This is a genomic window from Cnuibacter physcomitrellae, from assembly GCF_014640535.1.
Taxonomy (GTDB): Bacteria; Actinomycetota; Actinomycetes; order Actinomycetales; family Microbacteriaceae; genus Cnuibacter; species Cnuibacter physcomitrellae.
In genome coordinates this window covers 3335035-3360079 of sequence record NZ_BMHD01000001.1, presented here as the reverse complement: position 1 = coordinate 3360079, position 25045 = coordinate 3335035, and the positions used below count along the sequence as shown (strand labels likewise).

Genomic DNA, 25045 nt, shown 5'->3' with positions numbered 1-25045 from the left:
CACACGGGACGCATTCCGCTGCACGTATGTGCACGGATGCCCAGGCGCTCCGCACATCCGTTCAGTTCAGCGAGGGCGCCGTCGGCTCTCAATCTCCGCCGAGCCCAGCAGGCGCGGGGCGAGGAAGCGCAGCATCGCGTCGACGAGCGTCCGCCGCGACTCCACACGGCGGTACTCGTGCCCCTCGCCGGGCAGCTCGAGGTACTCGACCTCGCGCCCCAGCTGCTCGAGCCGGGCCACGATCCGCCTCGCCTCTCCGATCGGCACGTTCGTGTCGAGCTCGCCGTGCACGACGAGCAGCGGCGAGCGGATGCGGTCGGCGGCGTTCAGCGGCGAGATCGCCTCCAGCAGGGCGCGGTCCGCGACAGGGTCGCCGTACTTCGTGACCGCGGCCTCGGCGATCCACGGCTCGGTCTCCTCGTAGAAGGCGAGCAGGTCGCTCATGCCGCACACGTCGACCCCCGCGACGAACACCTCGGGGGTGAACGCCAGCGCGCACAGCGTGAGGTACCCGCCGTACGACCGGCCGGTGACGGCGAGCCGCCCCTCCTCGGCCACCCCGATCTCGACGAGGTGACGGGCGGAGGCCGTGACGTCGTCGAACGCACCCTGCCTGCCGTGCACGTCGTCCGCGTGACCGAACTCGCGGCCGAATCCCGAGGAGCCCCGGACGTTGGGCGCGAGCACGCTGATGCCCGCCGCCGCCATCGCCTGGTGCTGGGCGCTGAAGACGGGCCTCTCCTGCGACTCCGGTCCGCCGTGGAGGTGCAGCATCGCCGCGCGCCGCCCGCCGGTCGCCGCGCCGCTCCCCGTGGCGCGATAGAGCCATCCGGTGATCTCGAGCCCGTCGAGCCCCTCGTAGCGCTCGAGCGACGGCTCCACCAGGCCGGTGCCGGGCAACTCGGGCACGTCGGTGACGCGCGTCCAGCCGAGGGTCGCTACCTCGAGGTGCCAGAGCTCCCGGGGCCGCTGCGGCCCCTCCACGGCGAGCACCACGCTCTCCCCGTCGCGGCTCAGCACGGGGCTGGTCGCCACCGCGCCGGGAAGGCCCGTGATCGGCGTGAAGACGCGGTCGACGGTGTCGTAGAGCTCGAGCTCGCTGCGTCCCGCGACGTTCCAGACGAGCAGGAGCCGACGGCCGGCGTCGTCGGCGTCGAGCGCCTCGAGCTCGGCGTCCTCGCGCACGGCGAGCACCTCGGGCGCCCGCGACCAGTCGTCGGGATCGATGGCGAGCGAGACCAGCTGCCGTCTCGGCAACCCCACCTCGGTGACGAAGTACGCCATGCCGGGATGCCCCGAACCGGCGGGGGCGGGCCGGATGATGGCGCGGTCGGTGGCGCCTCGGGCCGGATGCGGCATGAGCGGATGCTCCTCGTCGCGTTCCCGGTCGACGACCACGCAGAACTCGTGTCCCCGCGGGCCGTCGCGGAGCACCAGCATCCGCTCGTAGGCGGAGAGGTCGAGCACGTGGATGAGGTCGCCCTCCGCGAGCGCCTCGAGCGATCCGGTCGCGGGGTCGGCGAGGAACGCGCGCGTCGGCTCGCCCGCCGCCTCGGCGGGGAGGGTCACGATGACGCGATGTCCGCTGCGGGTCCACGGCCCCAGCTCCGCGTGCTGCGTCGACGATCCCGCGACGAGCCGAGCGTCCGTGCCGTCGGGCCGCACCACCCACACCTGGGTGCGCACGCCTCCCCCGGTCGCCACGGCGCAGGCGAGCCACGCGCTGTCGGCGGACCAGCTCACCGACACGACGGGGTCGTCGGTGAACCGCAGCGGCACGGCCTCCGGCGGCGGTCCGTCGAGCACGACGTCCTGCACCCACAGCTCCGGCGAGCCCGACCGGTCGCTCACGAACGCGACCCTGCCCGCATCCGGGGTCATCGTCGGGCCCCAGCTCCCCCACGCGGCCGAGAGCTCCACGGCCAGCCTCCGGGCGCGCTCGAGGCGGTCCGCCAGGACCCGGTCGACGAGCGACCTCCTGCCCTCCGGGCCGAGGTCGAAGTAGTGCGGCTCCACGCGCAGGCTCATCGCACGCCGTGCTTCTGCAGCCACATCTCGAGCAGGGCGAGCTGCCAGAGCTCGTTCGAGCCGAGGGTGGTGCGGGTCGTGTTCGGGTCGGCGAGGAGCCGATCGACCGTCTCCGGCCGGAACAGCCCCCGCTCGCGGGCCGCGGGATCGGTGAGCGCCTCGCGCACGCGCTCCAGGTACGGGCCTTCGAGCTGCCGGATCGCGGGGACCGGGAAGTAGCCCTTGGTGCGGTCGATCACCTCGTCCGGCACGACGCCGCGGGCGGCGCGCTTCAGCACGCCCTTGCCGCCGTCGGCGAGCTTGAGCTCGGGCGGGATGCGCCCGACGAGCTCGACGAACTCGTGGTCGAGGAACGGCACCCGCGCCTCCAGCCCCCAGGCCATGGTCATGTTGTCGACGCGCTTCACCGGATCGTCCACCAGCATGACGGTGGTGTCGTTGCGGAGGGCCGCGTCGACCGCGGTCTCGGCGCCCGGTCGACCGAAGCGCTCGTCGATGAAGGCCCGGGGCGCCTCCGCGTCGACCTCGGCCCGCCACCGGTCGTCGAGCAGCTCCCGCAGGGCGGCGCGCGACCGGTCGAAGAACACCCGCTCGTAGGCGTCGGCGGCGCTCTCGCGGGCGACGCCGGCGAGCGGCGGGTACCAGTCGTAGCCGCCGAGCACCTCGTCGGCGCCCTGCCCGGACTGCACCACCTTCACGTGACTCGACACGTCCTCGCTGAGGAGGTAGAACGCCACGCAGTCGTGGCTGACCATCGGCTCGCTCATCGCCTCGAGCGCCCCGTCGATCCCGGGCAGCAGCCTCGATCCGTCGATGCGGATGCGGTGGTGATCGGTCGCGAACCGCCGGGCGACCACATCCGAGTACTCGAACTCGTCGCCCGACTCCCCGCCCGCGGACTCGAAGCCGATGCTGAACGTGGCGAGGTCGGTCTGCCCGGCCTCGGCGAGCAGCGCGACCACCAGCGAGGAGTCGATGCCGCCCGAGAGCAGCACTCCGACGGGCACGTCGGCGACCATGCGGCGCTCGACGGCCGTGCGCAGCGACGCGAGGAGCGCATCCTGCCAGTCGCGCTCGGACCAGTCGGCCCGGCCCGGGTCGCGGCTGAAGTCGGGCTCCCAGTACACGCGCTCGGTGCTCGTGCCGTCGGGCTCGATCACCCGGACCGTCGCCGGCGGGAGCTTGCGCACACCACGGAGGATGGTCCGCGGCGCGGGGACGACGGAGTGGAAGCTGAGGTACATCGCCAGCGCGGTGGTGTCGATGGTCGTGTCGACATCGCCCGCCGCGAGGAGGGCGGGGAGCGTCGAGGCGAAGCGCAGTCGGTCGGCCCGCTCGTCGAGGTACAGGGGCTTGATGCCCAGGCGGTCGCGCGCGAGCACGGCGCGGCCGGATGCCTGCTCCACGACGACGAACGCGAACATCCCCAGCAGGTGGTCCACGCAGTCCGTGCCCCACTCGGCATACGCCTTGCCGATCACCTCGGTGTCGGAGGTGGAGAGGAAGCGGTGGCCCTTCGCCTCGAGCTCGGCCCGGAGCTGCCGGTGGTTGTAGATGCACCCGTTGAACACGATCGAGAGCCCGAGCGCGGTGTCGATCATCGGCTGGGAGCCGGCGGCGCTCAGGTCGATGATCGACAGCCGCCGGTGCCCGAGCGCGACCGGTCCGCGTGCCCAGATCCCGTCGGCGTCGGGCCCGCGGTGACGCAGGCACCCGGTCATCCGATCGACGGCCTCGAGGTCGGCTCGCCGCCCGTCGAAGCGGATCTCGCCCGCCAGTCCGCACATCAGCCCTCCTCCGTTCCGCGCTCTCCGGCGAGGACCCCGGGGGCGGTCGCGGGTCCGACGATCCAGGTGTCCTTCGCGCCGCCGCCCTGCGAGGAGTTCACGACCATGCTCCCCTGGCGCGCCACCCGCGTGAAGGCCGCATCGGCCACCGTGTACTGGTCCGGACCGGTGGCGTAGACGAAGACGCGCAGGTCGACGTGCCGCGGTTCGAGGGCCGGGCCGTCTGCGAAGCGCCCGAAGGTCGGATGCGTCGACAGCGCCACCACCTCCTGCGCCACCCAGTCGCCGGGATCGGCGGCGATCGCCGCTCGCCGCTCGGCCACCTCGGACGCCGTCGCCGCCGGTCCGATCAGCACGCCGTGGCCGCCGTGTCCGTCGACGGGCTTCGTGACGAGCTCGCCCAGCCGCCCGAGCACGGCTCGGCGCTCCGTCTCGTCGGAGGTGCGGTAGGTGGGCACCGACTCGAGGGCGGGACGCTCACCGAGGTAGTACGCGATCAGCTCGGGCACCGAGCAGTACATCGCCTTGTCGTCGGCGATCCCGTTGCCCGGCGCGTTCACGAGATGCACGGCGCCGCGCTCGGCCACGTCCATCACCTCGGCGCCGACCGCCCGCCCCGATCGGTCGACCGCCTCTGGCAGTTCGACGTCGAGACGCAGGTACAGGGTGTCGATGGGGGTGCCCGAGCCGCGCTCGATGACCCGCCCGCCCTCGACCGAGAGGTCGTCGACGGTGAGCAGCAGGAGGTTCGCTCCCGCGGCGAGGGTGCGGTGCTCGAACCACGCGGTGCTCCCCGGGCCCGAGGAGAGGAGAGCGACCACGCCCTCGCCGCCGGCGGGCGCGAGCAGCGCGGACCTGAGGAGACGGAAGGACGACGAGGGGGTGAGGAGCCCGGGAGGCCGCGGCAGGTCGGGCACGACCGCATCCATGAGGCGACGCGCGGCCACGGCATAGGTGATGCCGCTGGGATTGCGCACGTTGTCCTCGAGCACGCGCCATCCGCCGAACTCGTTGCGGACGAGGTCGAAGCCGAGCACGGGGGCGCGCAGGGCTCCCGAGGGAAGCCTCCGTGCCTCGTCGCGCCAGCCCGGCGACTCCTCGACGGCGCTGCGCGGCAGCAGGCCGTCGCGCAGCACACGCTGCTCGCCGTAGACGTCCTGCAGGAAGGCCTCGAGCGCGCGGGCCCGCTGCACCACACCCGCGGTGATCTCGGCCCACTCGTGGGCGTTGATCAGCCGCGGGACGAGATCGACGTCGAAGTCGATCGAGTCGCCGTCGACCCCGAACGTCATCTCGTGGGCACGCACCCACGTCGCGCCGGCCGCCATCCGCTCCTCGATCTCCTCGCGCGAGCGCCCCTCGAAGAAGGCGACGAGGTCGCGGTAGAGCGGCTTCGGCGTCGAGCCCGCGCTCACCGCCTCGTCGCCGGCGCGCACCGGGTAGGAGCGGAGCGCCGGCACCGCAGCGACGCGGCCTGAGGCCGGGCCGTGCGTCTCCTCGACCACGAGCCGCACGACGTCGTCGAGGTCGCCGCGCTCGGCGAACGCCGCTCGCTGGCGGTCGGCGGAGTTGCCGCGGGCCAGCAGCACCTCGGACAGCTCGTGCACCTGCTCCCAGTCGCCCAGCTCCTCGAGCTGCGGGCGCAGGCGCCGGGTGAGACGCCGGACCGCGTGGGCAGCGGCGATCGGGCGCGGATGCTCCTCGTCGTCGAGCAGGTCGGCGGTCAGACCGCTCCGCGCGGCCTGCCACATCGCCGCGCGATGCAGCGGCGCCGCCGCCGGTCGGTAGGGCCTGCCCGCGAGGATGTCGTCCTCGGCCGCCCTCACCGCGGCGCGGAAGAGGCCGGCGATGAGCACGGCGTCGTCGACGATCGGACAGGCGTCGCAGACGCGCAGCTCGAGGGTCGGGGCGTGAGACGACGGCCGGACCTCGAAGTAGGCCATCTTCGAGTCGGCGATCACCCCGGAGTGGATGAGGTCCTCGAGCAGCTGGTCGTACTCCGCCGCCGAGGCCAGCTGACCCGTCGCCCCCGCGCTCGGCCACCGCTGCCAGATGATCGAGCGGATGCTCGAGTAGCCGGTGTCGTGCCCGTTCCAGTAGGGCGAGCTGGCGCTGATCGCGAGCAGGGTCGGCAGGTGGTCGGAGACGCGCTGCGCGATCTCGACGGCGAGATCGCGGTCGGAGACGCCCACGTGGATCTGCGTGCCGCAGATCAGCTGCTCGTCGACCAGGAGCCGGTACTGCTCCTGCATCCGCCCGTAACGGCCCGTCGTGGTGAGCTCGAAGTCGGCGAAGGCGCTGCGCGGCGCGGTGCCGACCGCCGCGATGCCGATCCCCTCGGGCTCCGCGATGTCGATCACGCCCTTGCGCAGGCGGAGGATCTCCTCGCGGAGGCCGTCGAGGGTGCTCACCGGCTCGGTGTTCGTCTCGACGGTGGTGCGTTGGATCTCGGCGGAGTAGCTCTCCGACGGGAGTCTGGAGAGCAGCTGCGGCGCGCGCGCCGAGAGCTTCGAGCTCTCCAGATCGATCAGGTGGAGCTCTTCCTCTGCGCCCAGGGTCAACTCCGCGGCCATGGCCACACCCTACGGGGAGCGCCCGCGTTGCGCCCGGGATCCGCGGATCCTTGCCAGCCGCCGCCCTCGCCCGCCGCCCGCGCGGGCTGCTCTCCCGCGCGCTGCTCGCGTGGCGCGCGCTGCTCGCGTGGCGCGCGCCCGGGTCGCCCGGATGCTGAGTGCTCACTTGTGGCGCCATCTGGCCCGGGGTCGCACACGAAGTGAGCACTCGATCCCGTGGAGCCTCGCCACGCCGACGGAGCCGAGTGCTCACTCTTGGTGCCATCGGCCGCAAAGCTGCGCCGAGATTGAGCACTCGAGCCCGCGAGGGCGCTGCGCGATGAACGGCAGGACCCCGAGTGCTCACTTCTCGCGCCATCGCGCACGGGATCGCGCACAAAGTGAGCTTTCGATCTCGCGGGCCTCGTCACACCGACGGAGGCCGGGTGCTCGCCTTCTGCGCACCCACGAACGGGCGTGCTGTCGCACCCGACGGGACACTGAGTGCGCGGTATTGGCGCCATCTCGCGCGGGGTCGCACACGAAGTGAGCACTCGATCCCGCAGAGGAGCCCCGCGAGGGCCCATGGAGGACGAGGCTCACAGACGCGGTGTCGGGATCAGGGGGACGAGGTCACCAGGGATCGTCGGTCGGCGGCTCGTCGGGCGGGACCCAGCCGTCGTCGGGCGGGTACTCGTCGAAGGGCGGGTCGTCGAAGGGGGGCTCGTCGAACTCGGGCGTGCGCCGCGCACCGCGCGCGCTGCTGCCGCGCCGCGTCGCGGTCTGCGTCGACCGGGCGGGCGCGGTGGAGGCGACCGAACCGGGCACGCCGGCGGCCTCCGCGACATCGGGCCCGGGTCCGTCAGCGGCGCCGCCGAACTCGGCGACGACGGCGACCAGGCCCTCGCCGTACGACTCGCGCTTGCGGTCGCCGATGCCGGAGACGCCGACCAGGTCGTCCACGCTGCGAGGACGCAGCTGAGCGACAGCGGCGAGCGTCGCGTCGTGGAACACGACGTAGGCCGGGACGCCCTGCTCGCGGGCGGTGGCCGCACGCCAGGCCCGTAGCGCCTCGAACAGCTCGGCGTCCGCGCCCGACAGCTCGGGCCTGCCCTTCGCCGCCGAACCGCCGCCGTTCCCCGTCGAGCGGGCCGCGCGCGGGGCCCGCTCGGGCTCCCGCCGCATCTGCACGGTCTGGTCGCCGCGGAGCACGGCCGCGCTCTCGGGGGTGATGGCGAGCGTGCCGTATCCGTCGTCGTTCACCGCAAGGAAGCCCTGAGCGAGGAGCTGACGGATCACCCCGCGCCACTGCTGCTCGGTGAGGTCGTCGCCGATGCCCCAGGTGGAGAGCTGGTCGTGCCCCCACTGCGCCACGCGATCGGTGCGCTTGCCGCGCAGGATGTCGATGAGGTGGCCTGCCCCGAAGCGCTGCCGGCGCTCCCGGTCGAGGCGGACCACCGTCGAGAGCAGCTTCTGCGCGGGGACCGTGCCGTCCCACGACTCGGGCGGCTCGAGGCACGTGTCGCAGTTGCCGCACGGTCCCGACTGCTGGCCGAAGTAGCCGAGCAGGTTGACCCGGCGGCAGTGGACGGTCTCGCAGAGGGCGAGCATCGCATCCAGATGGGAGGAGAGCCGGCGGCGGTGGGCGAGGTCGCCGGGCGACTCCTCGATCATGCGCCGCTGCTGCACGACGTCGCCGAGGCCGTAGGCCATCCACGCCGTCGAGGGTGCGCCGTCGCGCCCCGCGCGGCCTGTCTCCTGGTAGTAGCCCTCGACCGACTTCGGGAGGTCGACGTGGGCGACGAAGCGCACATCCGGCTTGTCGATGCCCATGCCGAACGCGATGGTCGCGACGATCACGACGCCGTCGTCGCGGAGGAAGCGCGCCTGCGTCTGCGCGCGGAGCCGAGCGTCGAGACCGGCGTGGTACGGCATGGCGTCGACGCCGTTCTGCACCAGGAACTCGGCCGTCTTCTCGACGGTGTTGCGGGAGAGCGCGTAGACGATGCCCGAGTTGCCCGCCTGCTCGTTGCGGATGAACGACAGCAGCTGCTTGCGGACCTCGCCCTTGGGGTCGATGCGGTAGCGGATGTTGGGGCGGTCGAAGCTGGCGACGAAGTGCTTGGCCTCGTGCAGGGTGAGGCGCTCGGTGATCTCCTTGTGCGTCGCCTCCGTCGCGGTCGCGGTGAGGGCGATGCGCGGGACGTCGGGCCACCGCTCCGCCAGCTCGGCGAGGGCGAGGTAGTCGGGCCGGAAGTCGTGCCCCCACTGCGACACGCAGTGGGCCTCGTCGATGGCGAACAGTGCGATGCGCCCCGACTCGAGCAGCCGCTTCGTGCTCTCGGACGACAGCCGCTCGGGTGCCACGTAGAGGAGGTCGAGCTCGCCGCGACGGTACGCGGACTCGACCTCCGACCGCTCGACCGGATCCTGCGTGGAGTTGAGGTACGCAGCGCGGACGCCCAGCTCGCGCATGGCCGACACCTGGTCGTGCATGAGGGCGATGAGCGGCGAGACCACGATGCCCGTGCCCTCGCGCACGAGCGACGGGATCTGGTAGCAGAGCGACTTGCCGCCGCCGGTGGGCATGAGGACCACGGCGTCGCCGCCCGCGATCACCTGATCGATCACGTCGGCCTGGAACCCGCGGAACGAGTCGTACCCGAACACGTGCTGCAGCACGTCGAGCGCTGTTCTCGGATGCGCGGTGTCGATGGCGTCGGTCACCCCACGAGCCTAGTTCGCCCCTCCGACCCCCGCCCCGCGCATCCGCTCCCTGTGGACACCGCCCCCGCCCCGCCCTCCGGTGCAGGACTCGCCGCGCCCCGCGTCGGGCGCGGCGCCGCGCACCCCGCCCCCTGGGTCGCACGGCGCCCGATGTCGTGGACCGCGCTTCCCAGGCCTGGGACAACTCCGGAGATTCAGGCGGATACGAGCCAACTCCGGACTTCCGGCGGCGCGGCGGCGCGAAAGTCCGGAGTTGGCACCGGCAGCCGGACCGCGCGAACAGCGTGAGCAGCGCCGACAGCGCGCCGCGGCCCCGCGTCGGAGCCCGCACCGCGCCCCCGCACCGCACCCCCGCGGTGGAGGACAGGGCGGGGCAGGTCAGCGGGAGAGGGGGACCTCGAGGAGGCTCAGGCCAGGAGGAGGGCTCGCGAGGGCCTGGTCGAGGGCGCCGCGGCCGGGGACGCGCTGGTGCTGCCAGCCGTAGGCGGCGGCGAGGGACGCGAGGTCGACGTCGTGCGGGGTGTACATCAGGCGGTCGAAGGCGCCCGGGTCGGCGCTTGCCGCCACCTCGAGCCCGTCGAAGATCGTGCCCCCGCCGTCGTTCCCGACGATGACCTGCACCCGGGGACGCCTCTCGCCCCTCGGCACGAGCAGCCCGCCCGCATCGTGCAGGAGCGCGAGGTCGCCGAGGAGCACCCGGGTCACACCGACGCCGCGCGCATCCGCGGACTGGGAGGCGACGGCGATCCCCATCGCGGTCGACACCGTCCCGTCGATGCCGGCGAGGCCGCGGTTGGCGTGCACGGGGATCCGCTTGCCGGGCGCCGCCGCGTCGAGCTCGCGGATGAGCCGGGACGCGCCGAGCAGCAGGCGGTCGTGCGGCCAGCTCGCCCGCCACACGGCGAGGCCCAGCGTGCGTCGTGTGATCGGGGCGCGGAGGGCGGCGAGCTCCCCCTTCGCGTAGTCCCGGCGGTCGGCGAGGTCCCAGGTGCCGGCCTCCACCTCGCCCACGGACGCGATGTCGTCGTCCGCAGCGTCGACCAGGGCTCGGCTCGCGAAGACCCAGCTGCCCAGCCAGGCGCGTGCCTCTCTGTCGGACCGGTCGAACGGGTCGGCGTCGAGCGCATCGACGACCACCGCATCCGGTCGGGGGACGACGGGCTCGCCCGCGCCCCGGACGACGACGACCTCCACGTCCGGACGCGCCAGCAGGGCGGGCACCTGCCGCGAGAGGGTGGGATGCCCGAACACGACCGCGCGCTCGACCCGACCGCCGAACTCGGCGTCGGAGAGCAGCTCGCGGTAGGCGACGACGAGGTCGGGACCGAAGCGCGATCCGCTCGACACCTCGGCCAGCAGCGGCCACCCGGCGGATGCGGCGAGCGCGGCAGCGCCCTCGCCCGCCCCGTGCCCGGCGATCACCACGGTGCGCGGACCCCGCGCGAGATGCAGCGACGACCGGACCTCCACGGCCGGGCGGGCGGCCGACGCGCGGGGAGAGGATGAGGCGAGGGCGGGCCGCACCGGGAGATCCGAGAGCAGCTCCCCCGAGAGAGGCTCCGAGAATTGCAGGTTGAGATGCACCGGCCCGGGGTCGGTGCCCGTCGCGCCGACGGTGCCGTCCGCGCCGGTCGTGCCGGTCGCGGCCGCGTGCGCTGCGGCGGCGAGGGCGACCGGATCCGGCATCCCGGACGCGTCGGGCGCGGCGACGTCGTGCTCCAGCCGCACGAACCGCCCGAACATCCCCGGTTGCCACGTCGTCTGGTTCGAGCCCGTCCCGCGGAGTGCCGCCGGGCGGTCGGCGCTCAGCACGATCATCGGCACCCCGCTGTGCGAGGCCTCGGCGACGGCGGGCAGCAGGTTCGCCACCGCGGTGCCCGAGGTCGTCACCACGAGGGCCGGCACCCCCGACTCGACCGCGAGCCCCAGGGCGAGGAACCCCGCGTCGCGCTCGTCGATGCGGACGTGGACCGTGATGCCGCCGCGCGCCTCGAGATCGGCGAGGGCGAGGGCGAGGGCCTGCGAACGGGAGCCGGGGGCGACGACGGCGTGCCGCACACCGAGCCGGGAGAGCTCGTCGACCAGCCGAGCCGCGAACGTGGCCGCGGGGCTAGGGACGCTCACCGTTCTTTTCTACCGTTGTCCTGCTCGTCGTCCATGTCGGACAGCTGCTGCTCGAGCTCGCGGAGACGCTCGTCGTCGCTCGGCGACCGCGTGGGGGCGCGCATGGTGCCGAGGAAGTCGGGGTCGTCGTCGGGGCCCAGCACACGAGGGCGAGGTGCCGCACCGCGCTTCGCGCCGCGCCCGATGAGGAACCAGAGCACGCCGCCGATCGGAGGCAGCAGGAGGATGACGAGCGCCCACGCCCAGCGCGGCAGACCGCGGATGCGCGCCCTCTGGAGCATCAAGCTGTCGACCAGCGCATAGATCGTGAACGCCACCACGACGATGACGAGCACGAGCAGCAGGCGGGCCATGCTCAGATGGTACCCCCGCCTCACGGGCGCCGACTGCGTGTTGGCTGCCCGACCGCCGAGCGCCCGCTCAGGATGCGCCGCCTAGAATTCCAGGGTGAACTCCGGCCGCACGTGGATCCTGTACTCGCTCATCCGCCTGGGCGTCTTCGCGGTCGTGCTCGCCCTCCTGCTCTTCCTGCAGATCGTCCCGTGGGTGGCGGCCATCCTCGCCGCGATCATCGCCCTGTGCATCTCGATCATCTTCCTGCGGCGACCCCGTGAGGAGGCGTCGAAGACCCTCTACGACGCCCGTGCCAACCGCTCGGCCAGGTCAGCGGCCCCCGCTCGCGTCTCGGAGGACGAGAGCGTCGAGGACCGCGCCGTCGACGACCAGCCGGAGACGAGCGGATCCGACGAGCGCCCCGCCGACGCGCCGGTGGTCGAGGACCAGCCCGACACCAAGTAGCTGCGGTCAGTACCCGAGCGCGAGCCCCAGCCCCACGCCGTAGGCGAGCGCGCAGAAGCTCGTGAGCTGCAGCACCAGGATGAACTCCTTCGGCGTCTTCGCCGTGAGCATGATGACCGTCGCCGGCGCGGAGAGCAGCAGGGTGAAGAACACCAGCGGCGCCTTCGGGTAGAGCAGCGACAGGAACGCGAGCACCGCGTACGCGATCACCAGCCACACCACGTACACGACCCGCGAGGCCGTCCGGCCGATGAGCACCGAGAGCGTGCGCTTCTTCGCCAGCTTGTCCTGCTCGATGTCGCGGATGTTGTTGGCCATGAGCACGGCGCAGGCCAGCGCACCGATGGCGATCCCTCCCAGCCACGACTCCGTGTTCACCTCACCGGCGAGGATGAACGTGGTGCCCGCCGTGGCGACCAGCCCGAAGAACACGAACACGAACAGCTCACCGAGGGCGTAGTACCCGTACGGATGCTTGCCGCCGGTGTAGAACCACCCGGCGAGGATGGCGACGACTCCGACCGCGAGCAGCCACCAGTACCCGGTGAGCACGACGACCACGAGACCCGACACGGCCGCGAGCGCGAAGAAGGTCAGCGCCACGATGAGGACCGTCCGGGGCCTGACCGCCCCCGATCCGGTGAGGCGAGGCGGCCCGACCCGGAACGCATCCGTGCCCCGGACGCCGTCGGAGTAGTCGTTGGCGTAGTTCACGCCGATCTGCAGGAACACCGCGACGAGGAGGCACAGCAGCACGCGGAGCTTCGAGATGTCCTCCGTCGGGACCATGGCAGCCCCCGTGCCGAGCGCGACCGGCGCGATGGAGAGGGGCAGCGTGCGCAGACGAGCACCCGAGATCCACGCCCGGACCGCTGACCGCGACTTCCCCGTCTTCTTCGTGGCGCCCGACCGGCCCGCGTTGCGACCGCGGCTGCCGGCGTTCTGGCGACCGGAGTCGCTCACGGTGCGACCGGGTCGGCCGCCGTCTGCGGTGCGCGCGGGGTGACCCGAGGGGCGCTTCTTCGTCTTCGACATCGGCTGAATACTAGCCCTCACCGCTTGGCGGCGTTCCTGCGTCGTCGCAGAGCGATCCGAGCGGCGCGGAGCCGGCGCCTGCAGCCCTTCCGTGGCCCGTCACGGCCCCGGCTCCGTCACCCCGTCGCCGTCGCTGCCCGGTCCCGCGGATGCGGTGAGCGTCCGGGTGAGGCCGACACGGTCGGGCTTGCCCGACGCGAGCCGCGGCAGCCGCTCGAGCTCGACGATCTCGTCGGGGGCCGCGGCGCGGCCCGCCCCCTCGGCGACGGCGTCGCGCAGCCGCCAGAGCGCGCCCACCGGCACCCGCGCATCCGTCACCACGACCGGGACCTGACCCCACTCCTCGCTGTCGCGTGCCACGACCACCGCCTGCTCGAACCCCGGCACGGCCTGCACCAGGCGTTCGACCCGGTCGAGCGCGACCTTCACGCCACCCGAGATGATGACGTTGTCGAGGCGTCCGCTCACCTGCACGTGCACGGCGTCGCCGGTCTCGGTGACCGAGCCCGCGTCTCCCGTGCGATACCACCGCACGCCCTCGTCGACGAGGAAGCGCTCGGCGGTGAGCTCGGGGTCGAGGTATCCCTCCGCCAGCGACGGGCCCGAGATCTGCAGCTCGCCCCCTCGCTCGCGCACCACCGTGCGCCCGATCGGGAGTCCGTCGTAGACGCATCCGCCCGCGGTCTCGCTCGAGCCGTACGTGCGCACGACCCGGAACCCGAGGGCGCGAGCCCGTTCGGCCAGCGCCGGGGACAGCGCCTGACCGCCGACGAGGAGGGCGTCGAACCGCGCGACGGCGGAGCGGATCTCCGGTGCGCGCTCGGCGGCCTCCACGAGCCGGGCGAGCTGGACCGGCACGATCGAGGTGTAGCGCACCGGATGCTCGAGCTCCGCCGCCGCGTCGACGAAGCCGTGCGCCGTGAACCGGCCGGCGGACGCGACGACCGGCGTCGTGCCCGCGGCGATCGACCGCACCAGCACCTGGATGCCGGCCACGTAGTGCGTCGGGAGGGCGAGCAGCCACTGCCCCGGTCCGCCCAGGGCCGACTCCGATCCGGCGGCCGAGGCGAGCAGGGCGTCGGCGCTGAGCGCCACCCGCTTCGGCGCCCCTGACGAGCCCGAGGTCTCGACCACCAGCGCGACCGGGAGGGCGACCTCGTCCGGGACATCGCCGCCGATCGCATCCGGCGCCGCCTCACCCAGCGCCGTCTCGCCCAGCTTCGCCCGCTCGCGCGGCAGGATGGCCGGCCCCTCGCGAGAGAGCGCCGCCCGCAGCGCGATGCCGACGGTGTGCGGATTCGACCCGTCGATCACCTCCAGGCGACGCACAGACCCCACCCCGCCCTCAGTAGTGGTACGGGAAGCGGCTGAAGTCGGGGTCCCGCTTCTCGAGGAAGGAGTCGCGCCCCTCGACCGCCTCATCGGTGCCGTACGCCAGGCGGGTGGCCTCCCCGGCGAACACCTGCAGGCCGACCATGCCGTCGTCGACCGCGTTGAAGGCGTACTTGAGCATGCGGATCGCCGTGGGCGACTTGCCCAGGATGATGCGCGCCCACCGGAGCGCCTCCACCTCGAGCTCGGCGTGGGGTACGACGGCGTTGACCGCGCCCATCTCGTAGGCGCGCTGCGCGCTGTACTCCTGGGCGAGGAAGAAGACCTCGCGAGCCACCTTCTGACCGACCTGCTTCGCGTAGTAGGCGCTGCCGTACCCGCCGTCGAACGACCCGACATCGGCGTCGGTCTGCTTGAATCGGCCCTGCTCGGCGCTGGCGATCGTGAGGTCGGCGACCGCATGGAGGGAGTGCCCCCCGCCGGCGGCCCAACCGGGCACGACGCAGATGACGACCTTGGGCATGAAGCGGATGAGGCGCTGCACCTCGAGGATGTGGAGCCGCCCTGCACGAGCGGGGTCGATGCCGGCCGCGGTCTCCTCCTCCGAGTACTTGTACCCGTCGCGGCCGCGGATGCGCTGGTCGCCGCCGCTGCAGAAGGCCCACCCGCCGTCGCGCGGGCTCGGGCCGTTCCCGGTCAGCAGCACCACGCCGATGCGGGGGTTCTGGCGGGCGTCGTCGAGCGCGGCGTACAGCTCGTCGACGGTGTGGGGCCGGAACGCGTTGCGGATCTCGGGTCGGTCGAAGGCGATGCGTGCGACGCGGCCCTCCACATCGTGGTGGTACGTGACGTCGGTGAGCCCCTCCCAGCCGGGCACCTCACGCCACTGGGTGGGGTCGAAGATGTCGGAGACTCCGGGCAGTGCGCTCATGCTCTTCAGCCTACGCGCGGGGCCTCGGGCGCCCGGGCCGGCGACGGACATTGGGGAGGACGGGCAGACGCGACAGACTTGTGCAATGACCGGCAGCCTCCCCGCCCTCGACGACGTCCTCGACCGGATGCGGGTGGTCGCGATCCCGCTGCACACCCGATTCCGCGGGCAGACCGTCCGCGAGAGCGTCGTGCTCGAGGGTCCGGTCGGTGCCACGGAGTTCTGCCCCTTCCCGGAGTACGCCGACGAGGAGGCCGCGAGCTGGCTGCGCGCCACGATCGAGTTCGGCTGGACGGAGCCGCCGGCGCCACTCCGCGACGAGGTCTGGGTGAACGCGACGCTGCCCGCCGTCCCCGCGGATGCGGTGGCCGAGGTGCTGTCCCGCTACGACGGGTGCCGCACGGTGAAGGTGAAGGTCGCCGAGCAGGGCCAGACCCTCGACGACGACGTCGCCCGCGTGCGCGAGACCCGGAGGATCCTCGGACCCGAAGGACGCCTCCGCCTCGACGCCAACGGCGGCTGGAACGTCGACGAGGCGGAGCACGCCATCCGCACCCTCGAGCCCTACGACCTCGAGTACGTCGAGCAGCCCTGCGCGACCGTCGACGAGCTCGCCCAGGTGCGGTCCCGCATCCGGGACCTCGGGATCCCCGTCGCCGCCGACGAGAGCGTGCGCAAGGCGTCCGACCCCCTCGCGGTGGCTCGCGCCGGGGCCGCTGACCTGCTCGTGATCAAGGCGCAGCCGCTCGGCGGCGTGCGTCGCGCTCTCGAGATCGTCGAAGCGGCGGGACTCCCCGCCGTCGTGTCGAGCGCGCTCGAGACGAGCGTCGGGATCGCGATGGGCGCGGCGCTCGCCGCCGCGCTGCCGTCGCTCGAGCAGGACTGCGGGCTCGCCACCGTCGACCTCTTCACCGGCGACGTCGTCCGCGAGAGCCTGGTCCCGCGCGGCGGTCGCATCCGCGTGCGCCGACCCGAGCTCGATCACGAGCTCGTCGAGCGCTACGCAGCCTCGCCCGAGCGCGCCGAGTGGTGGCGCGCCCGCGTCGCCCGCTCCCACGCCCTCCTCGCCGCTGTTGCCTGATCCGTCACTGTCCGCTGGCGAGACGGCTCCGCACTCGCAGAGAGTGACGGATCAGGGAGGGGACGGGCGGGAGGACCGCCGATCAGAGGCCGGAGTAGGCGTGCAGGCCCTTGAAGAAGACGTTCACCACGCCGAAGTTGAACAGCACGGCCGCGAACCCGATGATCGCCAGCCACGCCGAGCGCGAGCCGCGCCAGCCGCGGGTCGCCCGCGCGTGGATGTAGCCGGCGTAGATCACCCAGATGATGAAGGTCCAGACCTCCTTGGTGTCCCAACCCCAGTAGCGACCCCAGGCCCGCTCGGCCCAGATCGCACCGGCGATGAGCGTGAAGGTCCAGAGCACGAAGCCCACGATGTTCACGCGGTACGCGAGACGCTCGAGCGTGTCGGCGTCGGGCATCGTGCGGAGAAACCGCAGCTTCATCGCCGTGGCCGCGCGCGAGAGCACGTCTCCCCTGGTCTGGAACAGCTGCATCACGCTGAGTGCGCCGCCGAGCGAGAAGAACGCCGTGCCGATGATCGCGACGAGCACGTGGATGACGAGCCACGCCGACTGCAGCGCCGGCTGCAGGGGCGACACGGGCACGTAGTAGTTGACGGTCGCGACGCCCAGCAGGATGAGGATGAGGCCCAGGACGAACGTGCCGAGGAACCGCAGGTCCTGGCGGAGCAGCACGAGCAGGAAGACGCCGACGATGATGGCCGTGCCGGTGATCGAGAACTCGTACATGTTGGCCCACGGCACGCGGTCGGCCGCGATGCCGCGGAGGACGACGCCGACGACCTGGATGAGGAAGCCGAGGATCGTGAACGAGACGCCCAGCCGCAGCGGCACCGAGCGCTTGGGCTTCTCGACCGTCGCGGCCGTCGCACTCGCACCCGTCGCACCGGAGCCGCGGCCCGTGCCGCGCTGCGGCGCGGCCGTCACGGCGCCGGCCGACGCGGGGTTCAGCACGGCGCCGGATGCGGTGCTCACGCCCGCGACCACGGGCACCTCGGCGGACTCACCCGCCGCCGTCCCCAGCTCCTGACGCTTCACCTCGCTGGAGCGCTTGGCGAGATCCAGCGCGAACGCGATGAACGCGAGCGCATACACGGCCATGGCCGAGTAGATGAGGATGAGGGAGATCTCGTCGAGGGTCTGCGTCACACTAGGATGCTACGCGCTCCGAGCCTGGCGTTCACCGGATGCTCGGCGCGTTCTTTTGAACTGTTCATAAAAGGATGGCAGGGTGGATCCCGTGATCGACCTCGAGACGACGCTCCGGCAGGCCGGGCTGCGGGTGACCGCTCCCCGGATCGCCGTGCTGCGCGCGCTCGAGACGCGTCCGCACGCCGACGCCGACGAGGTCTTCCGGGCCATCGCCGGCGACCTGCCCGGCACCTCCCTCCAGGCGGTGTACGTGGTGCTCGGCGCACTGACGGATGCGGGTCTGCTCCGACGCATCGAACCGGCGGGCTCCCCCGCCCGGTACGAGCGGCGGACGGGCGACAACCACCACCACGTCGTCTGCACCCGCTGCGGTGCGGTCGACGACGTCGACTGCGTGCACGGCGACGCCCCCTGCCTCACGCCGTCGTCGACCGGTGGATACGCGATCACGACGGCCGAGGTCACGTTCTGGGGACTGTGCCCCGCCTGCCAGGCGGCGGACGTCCCCGTGCGTGCCTGACACACCTCACCCGCCTGAACAGGAGGACCCCCATGTCCGACAGCAGCTACACCACCACCAACTCCGGCGCCCCGGTCGCCAGCGACCAGCACTCGATGAGCGTGGGACGGGACGGCGCGATCGCCCTCCACGACCACTACCTCGTCGAGAAGCTCGCCCAGTTCAACCGCGAGCGCGTCCCGGAGCGCGTCGTCCACGCGAAGGGCGGCGGAGCCTTCGGGTCGTTCACGACGACGGGCGACGTCAGCCAGTTCACCTCGGCCTCCCTGTTCCAGAAGGGCGCCACGACCGATCTCCTGGTGCGCTTCTCCACCGTCGCCGGCGAGCAGGGCAGCCCCGACACCTGGCGCGATCCCCGCGGGTTCGCGATCAAGTTCTACACGGACGAGGGCAACTACGACCTCGTCGGCAACAACACGCCGGTGTTCTTCATCCGCGACGGCATCAAGTTCCCCGACTTCATCCGCTCGCAGAAGCGCCTGCCCGGCACCCACCTGCGCGACCACGACATGCAGTGGGACTTCTGGACCCTGCAGCCCGAGTCGGCCCACCAGGTGACGTGGCTCATGGGAGACCGCGGCCTGCCCGCCTCCTGGCGGCACATGGACGGCTTCGGCTCGCACACGTACCAGTGGATCAACGCCGCCGGCGAGCGCTTCTGGGTCAAGTACCACTTCAAGACCGACCAGGGCAACGAGATCCTCACCCAGGCGCAGGCCGACCAGATCGCGGGCGAGGACGCCGACTTCCACATCCGCGACCTGTCGACCGCGATCGGCCGCGGCGAGCACCCGACCTGGACGCTGTCGGTGCAGGTCATGCCGTACGCCGATGCGGCGGACTACCGCTTCAACCCGTTCGACCTCACGAAGGTGTGGCCGCACGCGGACTACCCCCTGATCGAGGTCGGCACCATGCGCCTCGACCGCAACCCGGAGAACTACTTCGCGCAGATCGAGCAGGCCGCGTTCGCGCCGTCGAACTTCGTGCCCGGCATCGCGGCGAGCCCCGACAAGATGCTGCTCGCGCGCATCTTCAGCTACGCGGACGCCCACCGCTACCGCGTCGGCACCAACCACGCGCAGCTGCCGGTGAACGCGCCGAAGGCGCCGGTGCACACCTACTCGAAGGACGGTGCGATGCGCTACGACTTCAACTCCTCGGCGACCCCGGTCTACGCGCCCAACTCGTTCGGCGGCCCGCACGCGGACGCGGCTCGGGCCGGCGAGGGCTACGGCTGGGAGTCGGACGGCGAGCTCGTGCGCGCCGCCGCCACCCTCCACCGCGACGACGACGACTTCGGACAGGCGGGCACCCTCGTGCGCGACGTGCTCGACGACGCCGCCCGCGACCGCCTCGTCTCGAACATCGCGGGGCACGTCTCGAAGGTGACCATCCCGTCGCTGCGTCAGCGGGTGCTCGAGTACTGGCACAACGTCGACGCGACGCTGTCGCTGCGCGTGGCGGCCGAGCTCGACCCGTCGGCGCCCGGCGCGGACGTCTCGGCCGAGCAGGTGGGCATCCCCACGGCGTAGAGCCCGACGCTCGTCACGGAATACGGTCAAGCCCCGCGAATACGGCGGGGCTTGACCGTTTCTCGTGACGAGGAACTGCGACACCCGGCGAGACGCCGTCGCCTCAGCACCGAAACGGGCGAAGCCCCTGCACATACGCCGGGCTTCGCCCGTTTCAGTGTCGAGGTGGCGCGGCGGCGCGGCCAGCGCCTCGGGTCTCGGCGTCGAGGTGGCGCGGCGGCGGTCCCTGGTCACGGAATACGGTCAAGCCTCGCAAATACGGCGGGACGTGACCGTTTCTCGTGACGAGGAACCGCGACACCGGCGAGAGACCGTCGCTTCAGCACCGATACGGGCGAAGCCCCGCGGTATACGCCGGGCTTCGCCTTTTTCGGTGTCGGGGTGGCGCGGTCGGCGCTCAGGCCTGCTCGCGGCGGCGGGCGCGGCGGTCCTTCACCGCGGCGGCGGCGCGGCGCGCGGCCGCGTTCGCCTTCACGCTCACCCGGCGGGCGGGCTCGAACTCCGTGCCGAGGAGGGCCACCCCGCCGAGCGCGATGAGGCTGCCCGGCCCGGGGAGCGGGATCAGCGCGAGACCGAGGAGCACCGTGCCGCCACCCACGACCCCGACGCCCGTGCGGTAGACACGGTCGGCCGCAGGCACGGAGCGGATGCGCTCGCGCGCGCCTCCCGCCACACGACGGGCTCCCGCCGCCACGTTCCCCGCCGTCCGTCTCGCTCCTGCATCCATGCGGGCACGCTACGTCGCCGAGCCCCGGATGGGCTGAGAGCCGGCCGCCGCTCGGCCATCGCGGCGCACGTCGACGTCGCGGCGCGATCCGCGCGCGGCGTCCCCGCTACCGCCCCGAGCCCGCGCCCGGCTCGTCGCCCGAAGGCTCGTCCTCGGCCGTGGGTCGCGGCGGCCCACTCCGCGGAGCGCAGCGAACCCGCGTCGGCAAGATGCGAGGCGTCCGCGTCGGATCGCGGCGTGACCCGCGCGCGACGTCCCCGCTACCGCTCCGAGCCCGCGCCCGGCTCGTCGCCCGAAGGCTCGTCCTCGGTCGCGCTGCGCGGCGCACCTCCGTCGGCAAGACGCGACGCACCCCCTTCCGCAGAACGCGGCGCACCCGCATCGGGGCCCGGCTCGCCCGCCGCGGACGGGGCGAGCCCGAGCGCGGCGGCGTGGCGCTCGGCGAGCGCGGCGACGGCGTCGGCAAGGCGCGGGTCGTCGCCGCGGGCGAGGCCGGCGTACTCCACGTGCACGCTGCCGTCGGCGCGCTCCGTGGCCTTCACCCACACCCGTCGGCGGGGCACGAACAGCGAGGTGAGCAGCCCCGCGACGATGAGGATCGCGAAGGCGAGCACCCAGCCCTGCGCGGCGTCGTGATGGATGTCGAACGACGCGAACCGCTTCACCCCGTCGAACGTGACCGTGCCGAGTCCGTCGGGCAGGTCGGCCGTCTGACCGGGCTGCAGCTGCAGGGCGGCCGTGGCGGAGTCGGTGCCGGCGAGCTGCGTCATCGTGTCGGTGTCGAGCGAGTAGACGGAGGTGGGGACGCCGGCGTCGAGGCCGAGGTCGCCGCCGTAGACGTTGAGCGTGAGCACCGGGTACTCGAGGTCGGGGAACGACGAGTAGAACGCGCCGGTGTCGGACTGGGCCTGCGTCGGGTAGAAGAAGCCGATCAGACCGACCTGCGTCGACAGCCCGTCGGGCACCTTGATGACGCCGAGCGAGGTGAGCGCCGCATCCTGCGGGAGGAACGGCACGGAGTCGGTGTAGACGACCGCGCCGGAGGGGTCGCGCACGGTGATCGTCGGGGCGTACCCGTTTCCGAGGAGGTAGACGTCGGTGCCGCCGATCTTCAGCGGGCTGTTCACCTTGATCTCGCCCGTGCTGTCGTCGCCGCCCTCCGTGGTCGAGACGTTCGCCGAGTAGTCGAGCGGCTGCCCGAAGGCGCGGATGGACTCGGTCTCGTACGTGGCGTCGAACGAGTCGAGGGTGAGCGTGTACGGGTCGAGCTCGCCCTCCGAGAAGAAGCGGCCCGGATTGAACGAGTCGTAGGCCAGCAGCGTGTTCACGAACGTCTGCCCCTCGACCAGCACGCGCTGCCCGCTGTAGCCGAGGCTTCCTCCGACGGCCACCGCCGCCAGCACGCCCACGAGCGAGGCGTGGAACACCAGGTTCCCCGTCTCGCGCAGGTAGCCGCGCTCCGCGGACACCGAGACGGTCTCCCGGCCGGTGCGCGCATCCGACCCCGTGAACATCACGGTGCGGTAGCGCGAGCGCTTGAGGACCGCCCGGGCCGAGTCGATGACGGACGCAGCGGACCGCTCGTCACCGTCGCCCTGGGCGGGGATGTCGCGCGTGGTGAACCCGGCGAGGCGGGACAGGCGGGCCGGCGTCTTCGGCGGCTTCGCGCGCATCGCATCGAAGTGGTGCTTGGTGCGCGGGAGGATGCAGCCGATCAGGGAGATGAACAGCAGCAGGTAGATCGCGGAGAACCAGACCGACGAGTAGGTGTCGAACACCTGCAGCTTGTCGAGGAAGGGCGCGAGGTCGGGATTGTCGACGAAGTACTGCGTCACGCCGTTGGGGTCGCTGGAGCGCTGGGGCACCAGCGAGCCCGGCACCGCCGCGAGCGCCAGCAGCAGGAGCAGGAAGAGCGCCGTCCGCATGCTGGTGAGCTGGCGCCAGAACCAGCGGAGCCAGCCGATCGGGCCGAGCCGGGGCTGGTTGATGTCGTCGGACCCGGAACCGGAACCGGAACCGTCGCCGGAGCCCCGACCGCCGGAGCCGCCGCCCGAACCGCGCGGGCGCGGCCCGTCGCCGATCCGCTCGGAGGAGTCGGCGTAATCAGATGGGCGTGACAAAGCCGCCGATCACCCCCTGCAGGGAGAGCATCCACGTCGTCCAGACACCGGTCACCATCAGCAGTCCGATCGCCACCAGCAGCGCGCCGCCGACGATGTTGATCACGCGGATGTGGCGCTTCAGGAACGCGACCGACCCGGTGACCCAGTTGAGCCCGAGGGCGACCAGCAGGAAGGGCACGCCGAGCCCGATGCAGTAGAAGAGGCCGAGGAGCATCGCCGTCCAGGCGGACCCGGACGTGAGTCCGAGCGCCTGGATCGCACCGAGGGTGGGGCCGATGCACGGCGTCCAGCCGAGGCCGAAGACGATGCCGAGGATGGGGGCGCCCGCGAGCCCCGTGGCCGGCCGCCACGAGGGGCGGATGGTGCGCTGCAGGAAGCTGAACTGCCCGATGAAGACGACCCCGAGGGCGATGACGACGACGCCCATGATGCGGGTGACGAGATCCTGCCAGACGATCAACCATGTGCCGAGGGCGCCGAACACGGCCGAGTAGGCCAGGAACACCGCCGAGAACCCGAGGATGAAGAGGGCGATGCCGAGGACCAGCCTGCGCCGCCCCTGCTTCATCTCGCTCGTCGTCGTCATCCCACCGACGTACGCCAGGTAGCCGGGCACGAGCGGGAGCACGCAGGGCGACGCGAAGGAGACCAGGCCGGCCAGCAGCGCCACGGGGATCGCGAGCAGCAGCTGTCCGTTCAGGATGATCTCGGCGAACGGGTTGGCCACGCCGTCAGCTCGTCTCGGCGATGGTGTCGCGGATGAGGGTGTCGAGCGTGGACGGCTCGGTCACCTGGCCCAGGATGCGGGCGGCGACGCGCCCCTGTGCGTCGATCACGAGGGTGGTCGGCACGGCGTTCGGGGCGACGGTGCCCGCGAACGCGAGCTGCAGGGCGCCGTCGCTGTCGACGATCGAGGGGTAGGTGATGCCGTAGGTCTGCGCGAAGGAGTCGGCCGTGGCCGCCTGGTTGCGGACGTTGACGCCGAGGAACTCGGCGCCCTTGCCGTCGTACTGCGTGGCCAGCTTCTCGAGGTCGGGCGCCTCGGCCCGGCATGGAGCGCACTCGGCGTACCAGAAGTTCATGACGACGACCTTGCCGGCGAGGTCGCTGGAGGAGATGGTCGAGCCGTCGGTGGCGGTGCCCTGGTACTCGATGGGCTCTCCGCGGTCGGCGGCGGCGATCTCGGTGACCGTGCCGTCGCCCGCGATGTAGTTCTTGCTGTCGCCGTCGCGGTACTGGTCGGCGAGCGGATCGCTGGTGCAGCCCGCGAGCGCGACGGAGGCGGCGATCGCGATCGCGGCGCCCACGACGGAGGCGCGCAGGCGGCCCGTCCGGCCCGAGTGGAGCGCGCGCATCACACCGCTCCCACGTCGGTGGCGTCGGCGGCGATGGGCGCGCCGGGGTCGGTGTAGCCGACCTCGACGAAGCGGCCGTCGTGCCACTCGAAGCTCGTGATGCTCGACAGTGCGCACCGGCGCTGACGCGGATCGTGCGCGGGACGCCGGCCCGTGATGACGAGGTGGGTGACCCAGATCGGCAGCTGGTGGCTGACCATCGCGACGTCACCGGACTCGACGCTGTGGCGCGCATCGTTCATGGCCGCGAGCATCCGGGCCGTCACCGAGCTGAAGGCCTCGCCCCAGCTGGGCTTCCACGGGTTGACGAGGTAGCGCCAGTTGGCGGGCTTCCGCAGGGAGCCGCCGGGCCCGCGCATCCGCGTGCCCTCGAACGCGTTCGTCGGCTCGATGATGCGCTCGTCGATCTGGGGCTCGAGGCCGAAGGCGGCGGAGATCGGCTGCGCCGACTCGCGCGCTCGCTGGAGCGGCGAGGAGAACAGCCCCGTGACGGGACGCCCGCGCGAGACGAGGTCGTCGGCCGCGGCCCGCGCCATGCGCTTGCCCAGGTCGGAGAGCCCGAAGTGGGGCAGGCGACCGTAGAGGACGCCCTCGGGGTTGAAGACCTCTCCGTGACGGACGAGATGGATGCGGTCGGCAGGCACGGGCTCCAGTCTATTTCCGCCGCGCCTATCAGTTTGCTGGATGCGGAACCTGTGCATGCATCCGGCGGTCGGGTGGCCTGTGCAGGATGCCCGGAGGCCTGTGCAGGATGGAGGGGTGACGAGTGCGTGCGAGAGGCTGGCGTCGATCGCCGACCGCCTCGCCGGGGAGGTCCCGCCGCACTCGGCCCGGAGCTTCCTCATCGCGCTGGGCGAGCAGGCCGCCGGGGTGCGCATCGGCCCGCTGTGGTGGGCGGACGCGGCCCGCGGGGGCCGCAACCACGTGCGAGGCGGCGGCTTCCGGCGCGAGTACGACGACCTCACCTCCGGGCAGGTGCGGCACTTCGCGGGCACCGTCGCGGTTGCGGCCCGGATCGGACCGCGGCTCACGCGCCTGCTCGTCACCCACGTGCTGCGCGACACCCCCGACACCCCCGACGGCCGCCTCAGCGAGTCCGCCCTCGACCTCGTCGAGGCCCTCCGCACGGGCGCCCTCCCCCTGGCGGGCGCGGGCGGGTGGATCCGCACGCACCTCTGCCGCTGACCCCACTTCCCCGGGTATTCCCCGTTTCGCCATGCGCAGGTGGTTTCGCCAT

Annotated in this window: 20 protein-coding genes; 5 read left to right on the top strand and 15 right to left on the bottom strand. The window is 72.5% G+C overall.

Annotation, left to right across the window (positions count from 1 at the left end):
* Positions 1–66: 66 nt before the first annotated feature.
* The 6 genes from IEX69_RS15730 to IEX69_RS15705 form a co-directional block, all read right to left on the bottom strand.
* Positions 67–2028: a S9 family peptidase gene (locus tag IEX69_RS15730; RefSeq protein WP_085018482.1), complete on the bottom strand. Its 1962-nt coding sequence runs from the start codon at positions 2026–2028 to the stop codon at positions 67–69.
* Positions 2025–3815, bottom strand: coding sequence for an N-acetylglutaminylglutamine amidotransferase (locus tag IEX69_RS15725; RefSeq protein WP_085018480.1), 1791 nt, complete (start codon positions 3813–3815; stop codon positions 2025–2027). The genes IEX69_RS15730 and IEX69_RS15725 overlap by 4 nt, the downstream gene beginning before the upstream one ends.
* On the bottom strand, positions 3815–6388 hold the full coding sequence (locus tag IEX69_RS15720) for a carboxylate--amine ligase/circularly permuted type 2 ATP-grasp protein (protein WP_085021320.1): 2574 nt from the start codon (positions 6386–6388) through the stop codon (positions 3815–3817). Before IEX69_RS15720 ends, IEX69_RS15725 begins: the two co-directional genes overlap by 1 nt.
* 612 nt (positions 6389–7000) lie before the next feature.
* The gene (gene recQ, locus IEX69_RS15715) at positions 7001–9094 is read right to left on the bottom strand and encodes a DNA helicase RecQ (RefSeq protein WP_085018478.1); all 2094 of its coding nucleotides are present in this window, start codon (positions 9092–9094) and stop codon (positions 7001–7003) included.
* Between the two features lie 378 nt (positions 9095–9472).
* Positions 9473–11218 carry a 2-succinyl-5-enolpyruvyl-6-hydroxy-3-cyclohexene-1-carboxylic-acid synthase gene (gene menD / locus IEX69_RS15710; protein WP_085018476.1) on the bottom strand — a complete coding sequence of 582 codons (1746 nt, stop codon included), beginning with the start codon at positions 11216–11218 and terminating at the stop codon, positions 9473–9475.
* On the bottom strand, positions 11215–11571 hold the full coding sequence (locus IEX69_RS15705; protein WP_085018474.1) for a PLD nuclease N-terminal domain-containing protein: 357 nt from the start codon (positions 11569–11571) through the stop codon (positions 11215–11217). The genes menD and IEX69_RS15705 overlap by 4 nt, the downstream gene beginning before the upstream one ends.
* A 94-nt stretch (positions 11572–11665) precedes the next feature.
* Here IEX69_RS15705 and IEX69_RS15700 point away from each other — a divergent pair, with 94 nt between their 5' ends.
* A complete protein-coding gene (locus tag IEX69_RS15700; protein ID WP_085018472.1) occupies positions 11666–12016 on the top strand; it encodes a DUF4229 domain-containing protein in 351 nt (116 codons plus the stop codon).
* 6 nt (positions 12017–12022) lie between these two features.
* Here the strand turns inward: IEX69_RS15700 and IEX69_RS15695 are convergent, their stop codons facing one another.
* From IEX69_RS15695 to IEX69_RS15685, 3 genes are all read right to left on the bottom strand, one after another.
* The gene (locus IEX69_RS15695) at positions 12023–13051 is read right to left on the bottom strand and encodes a 1,4-dihydroxy-2-naphthoate polyprenyltransferase (protein WP_085018470.1); all 1029 of its coding nucleotides are present in this window, start codon (positions 13049–13051) and stop codon (positions 12023–12025) included.
* 99 nt (positions 13052–13150) lie between these two features.
* Positions 13151–14380 (bottom strand): AMP-binding protein, encoded by a 1230-nt coding sequence (locus tag IEX69_RS15690; protein ID WP_229756438.1) that lies wholly within the window; start codon positions 14378–14380, stop codon positions 13151–13153.
* A 16-nt stretch (positions 14381–14396) separates the two neighbouring features.
* Complete coding sequence (locus IEX69_RS15685; protein WP_085018466.1) at positions 14397–15314, bottom strand: 1,4-dihydroxy-2-naphthoyl-CoA synthase; 918 nt, start codon at positions 15312–15314, stop codon at positions 14397–14399.
* Positions 15315–15399: 85 nt separating this feature from the next.
* On the opposite strand from IEX69_RS15685, the gene IEX69_RS15680 reads away from it, so the two are divergent.
* Positions 15400–16395 carry an o-succinylbenzoate synthase gene (locus IEX69_RS15680; protein WP_085018464.1) on the top strand — a complete coding sequence of 332 codons (996 nt, stop codon included), beginning with the start codon at positions 15400–15402 and terminating at the stop codon, positions 16393–16395.
* A gap of 82 nt (positions 16396–16477) precedes the next feature.
* On the opposite strand, the gene ccsB is transcribed toward IEX69_RS15680, so the two are convergent.
* Positions 16478–17545: a c-type cytochrome biogenesis protein CcsB gene (gene ccsB, locus IEX69_RS15675; protein ID WP_229756383.1), complete on the bottom strand. Its 1068-nt coding sequence runs from the start codon at positions 17543–17545 to the stop codon at positions 16478–16480.
* An 82-nt stretch (positions 17546–17627) separates the two neighbouring features.
* On the opposite strand from ccsB, the gene IEX69_RS15670 reads away from it, so the two are divergent.
* Together IEX69_RS15670 and IEX69_RS15665 are read left to right on the top strand one after the other, a co-directional pair.
* The gene (locus IEX69_RS15670; protein WP_229756382.1) at positions 17628–18068 is read left to right on the top strand and encodes a Fur family transcriptional regulator; all 441 of its coding nucleotides are present in this window, start codon (positions 17628–17630) and stop codon (positions 18066–18068) included.
* Positions 18069–18100: 32 nt separating this feature from the next.
* Positions 18101–19603 (top strand): catalase, encoded by a 1503-nt coding sequence (locus tag IEX69_RS15665; protein ID WP_085018461.1) that lies wholly within the window; start codon positions 18101–18103, stop codon positions 19601–19603.
* Between the two features lie 397 nt (positions 19604–20000).
* On the opposite strand, the gene IEX69_RS15660 is transcribed toward IEX69_RS15665, so the two are convergent.
* The 5 genes from IEX69_RS15660 to IEX69_RS15640 form a co-directional block, all read right to left on the bottom strand.
* Entirely contained in the window at positions 20001–20330 is a 330-nt protein-coding gene (locus tag IEX69_RS15660) for a PGPGW domain-containing protein (protein WP_085018459.1), read from the bottom strand.
* Positions 20331–20590: 260 nt separating this feature from the next.
* On the bottom strand, positions 20591–22450 hold the full coding sequence (gene resB / locus IEX69_RS15655; protein WP_373284480.1) for a cytochrome c biogenesis protein ResB: 1860 nt from the start codon (positions 22448–22450) through the stop codon (positions 20591–20593).
* The gene (locus tag IEX69_RS15650; protein ID WP_085018457.1) at positions 22434–23180 is read right to left on the bottom strand and encodes a cytochrome c biogenesis CcdA family protein; all 747 of its coding nucleotides are present in this window, start codon (positions 23178–23180) and stop codon (positions 22434–22436) included. The genes resB and IEX69_RS15650 overlap by 17 nt, the downstream gene beginning before the upstream one ends.
* A gap of 4 nt (positions 23181–23184) precedes the next feature.
* On the bottom strand, positions 23185–23808 hold the full coding sequence (locus tag IEX69_RS15645; RefSeq protein ID WP_085018455.1) for a TlpA family protein disulfide reductase: 624 nt from the start codon (positions 23806–23808) through the stop codon (positions 23185–23187).
* Complete coding sequence (locus IEX69_RS15640; protein ID WP_085018453.1) at positions 23808–24452, bottom strand: histidine phosphatase family protein; 645 nt, start codon at positions 24450–24452, stop codon at positions 23808–23810. Before IEX69_RS15640 ends, IEX69_RS15645 begins: the two co-directional genes overlap by 1 nt.
* A 115-nt stretch (positions 24453–24567) precedes the next feature.
* Between IEX69_RS15640 and IEX69_RS15635 the strand changes: the two genes are divergently transcribed.
* Positions 24568–24993 (top strand): hypothetical protein, encoded by a 426-nt coding sequence (locus IEX69_RS15635; protein ID WP_085018451.1) that lies wholly within the window; start codon positions 24568–24570, stop codon positions 24991–24993.
* Positions 24994–25045 lie beyond the last annotated feature (52 nt).

Excerpts from the sequence above, each read along its gene's own strand:
- IEX69_RS15660 (WP_085018459.1), bottom strand. The coding sequence starts at position 20,330 with ATGGATGCAGGAGCGAGACGGACGGCGGGGAACGTGGCGGCGGGAGCC.
- IEX69_RS15705 (WP_085018474.1), bottom strand. The coding sequence starts at position 11,571 with ATGGCCCGCCTGCTGCTCGTGCTCGTCATCGTCGTGGTGGCGTTCACG.
- IEX69_RS15645 (WP_085018455.1), bottom strand. The coding sequence starts at position 23,808 with ATGCGCGCGCTCCACTCGGGCCGGACGGGCCGCCTGCGCGCCTCCGTC.
- IEX69_RS15665 (WP_085018461.1), top strand. The coding sequence starts at position 18,101 with ATGTCCGACAGCAGCTACACCACCACCAACTCCGGCGCCCCGGTCGCC.
- IEX69_RS15685 (WP_085018466.1), bottom strand. The coding sequence starts at position 15,314 with ATGAGCGCACTGCCCGGAGTCTCCGACATCTTCGACCCCACCCAGTGG.
- IEX69_RS15725 (WP_085018480.1), bottom strand. The coding sequence starts at position 3,815 with ATGTGCGGACTGGCGGGCGAGATCCGCTTCGACGGGCGGCGAGCCGAC.
- IEX69_RS15730 (WP_085018482.1), bottom strand. The coding sequence starts at position 2,028 with ATGAGCCTGCGCGTGGAGCCGCACTACTTCGACCTCGGCCCGGAGGGC.
- IEX69_RS15680 (WP_085018464.1), top strand. The coding sequence starts at position 15,400 with ATGACCGGCAGCCTCCCCGCCCTCGACGACGTCCTCGACCGGATGCGG.
- IEX69_RS15695 (WP_085018470.1), bottom strand. The coding sequence starts at position 13,051 with ATGTCGAAGACGAAGAAGCGCCCCTCGGGTCACCCCGCGCGCACCGCA.
- IEX69_RS15720 (WP_085021320.1), bottom strand. The coding sequence starts at position 6,388 with ATGGCCGCGGAGTTGACCCTGGGCGCAGAGGAAGAGCTCCACCTGATC.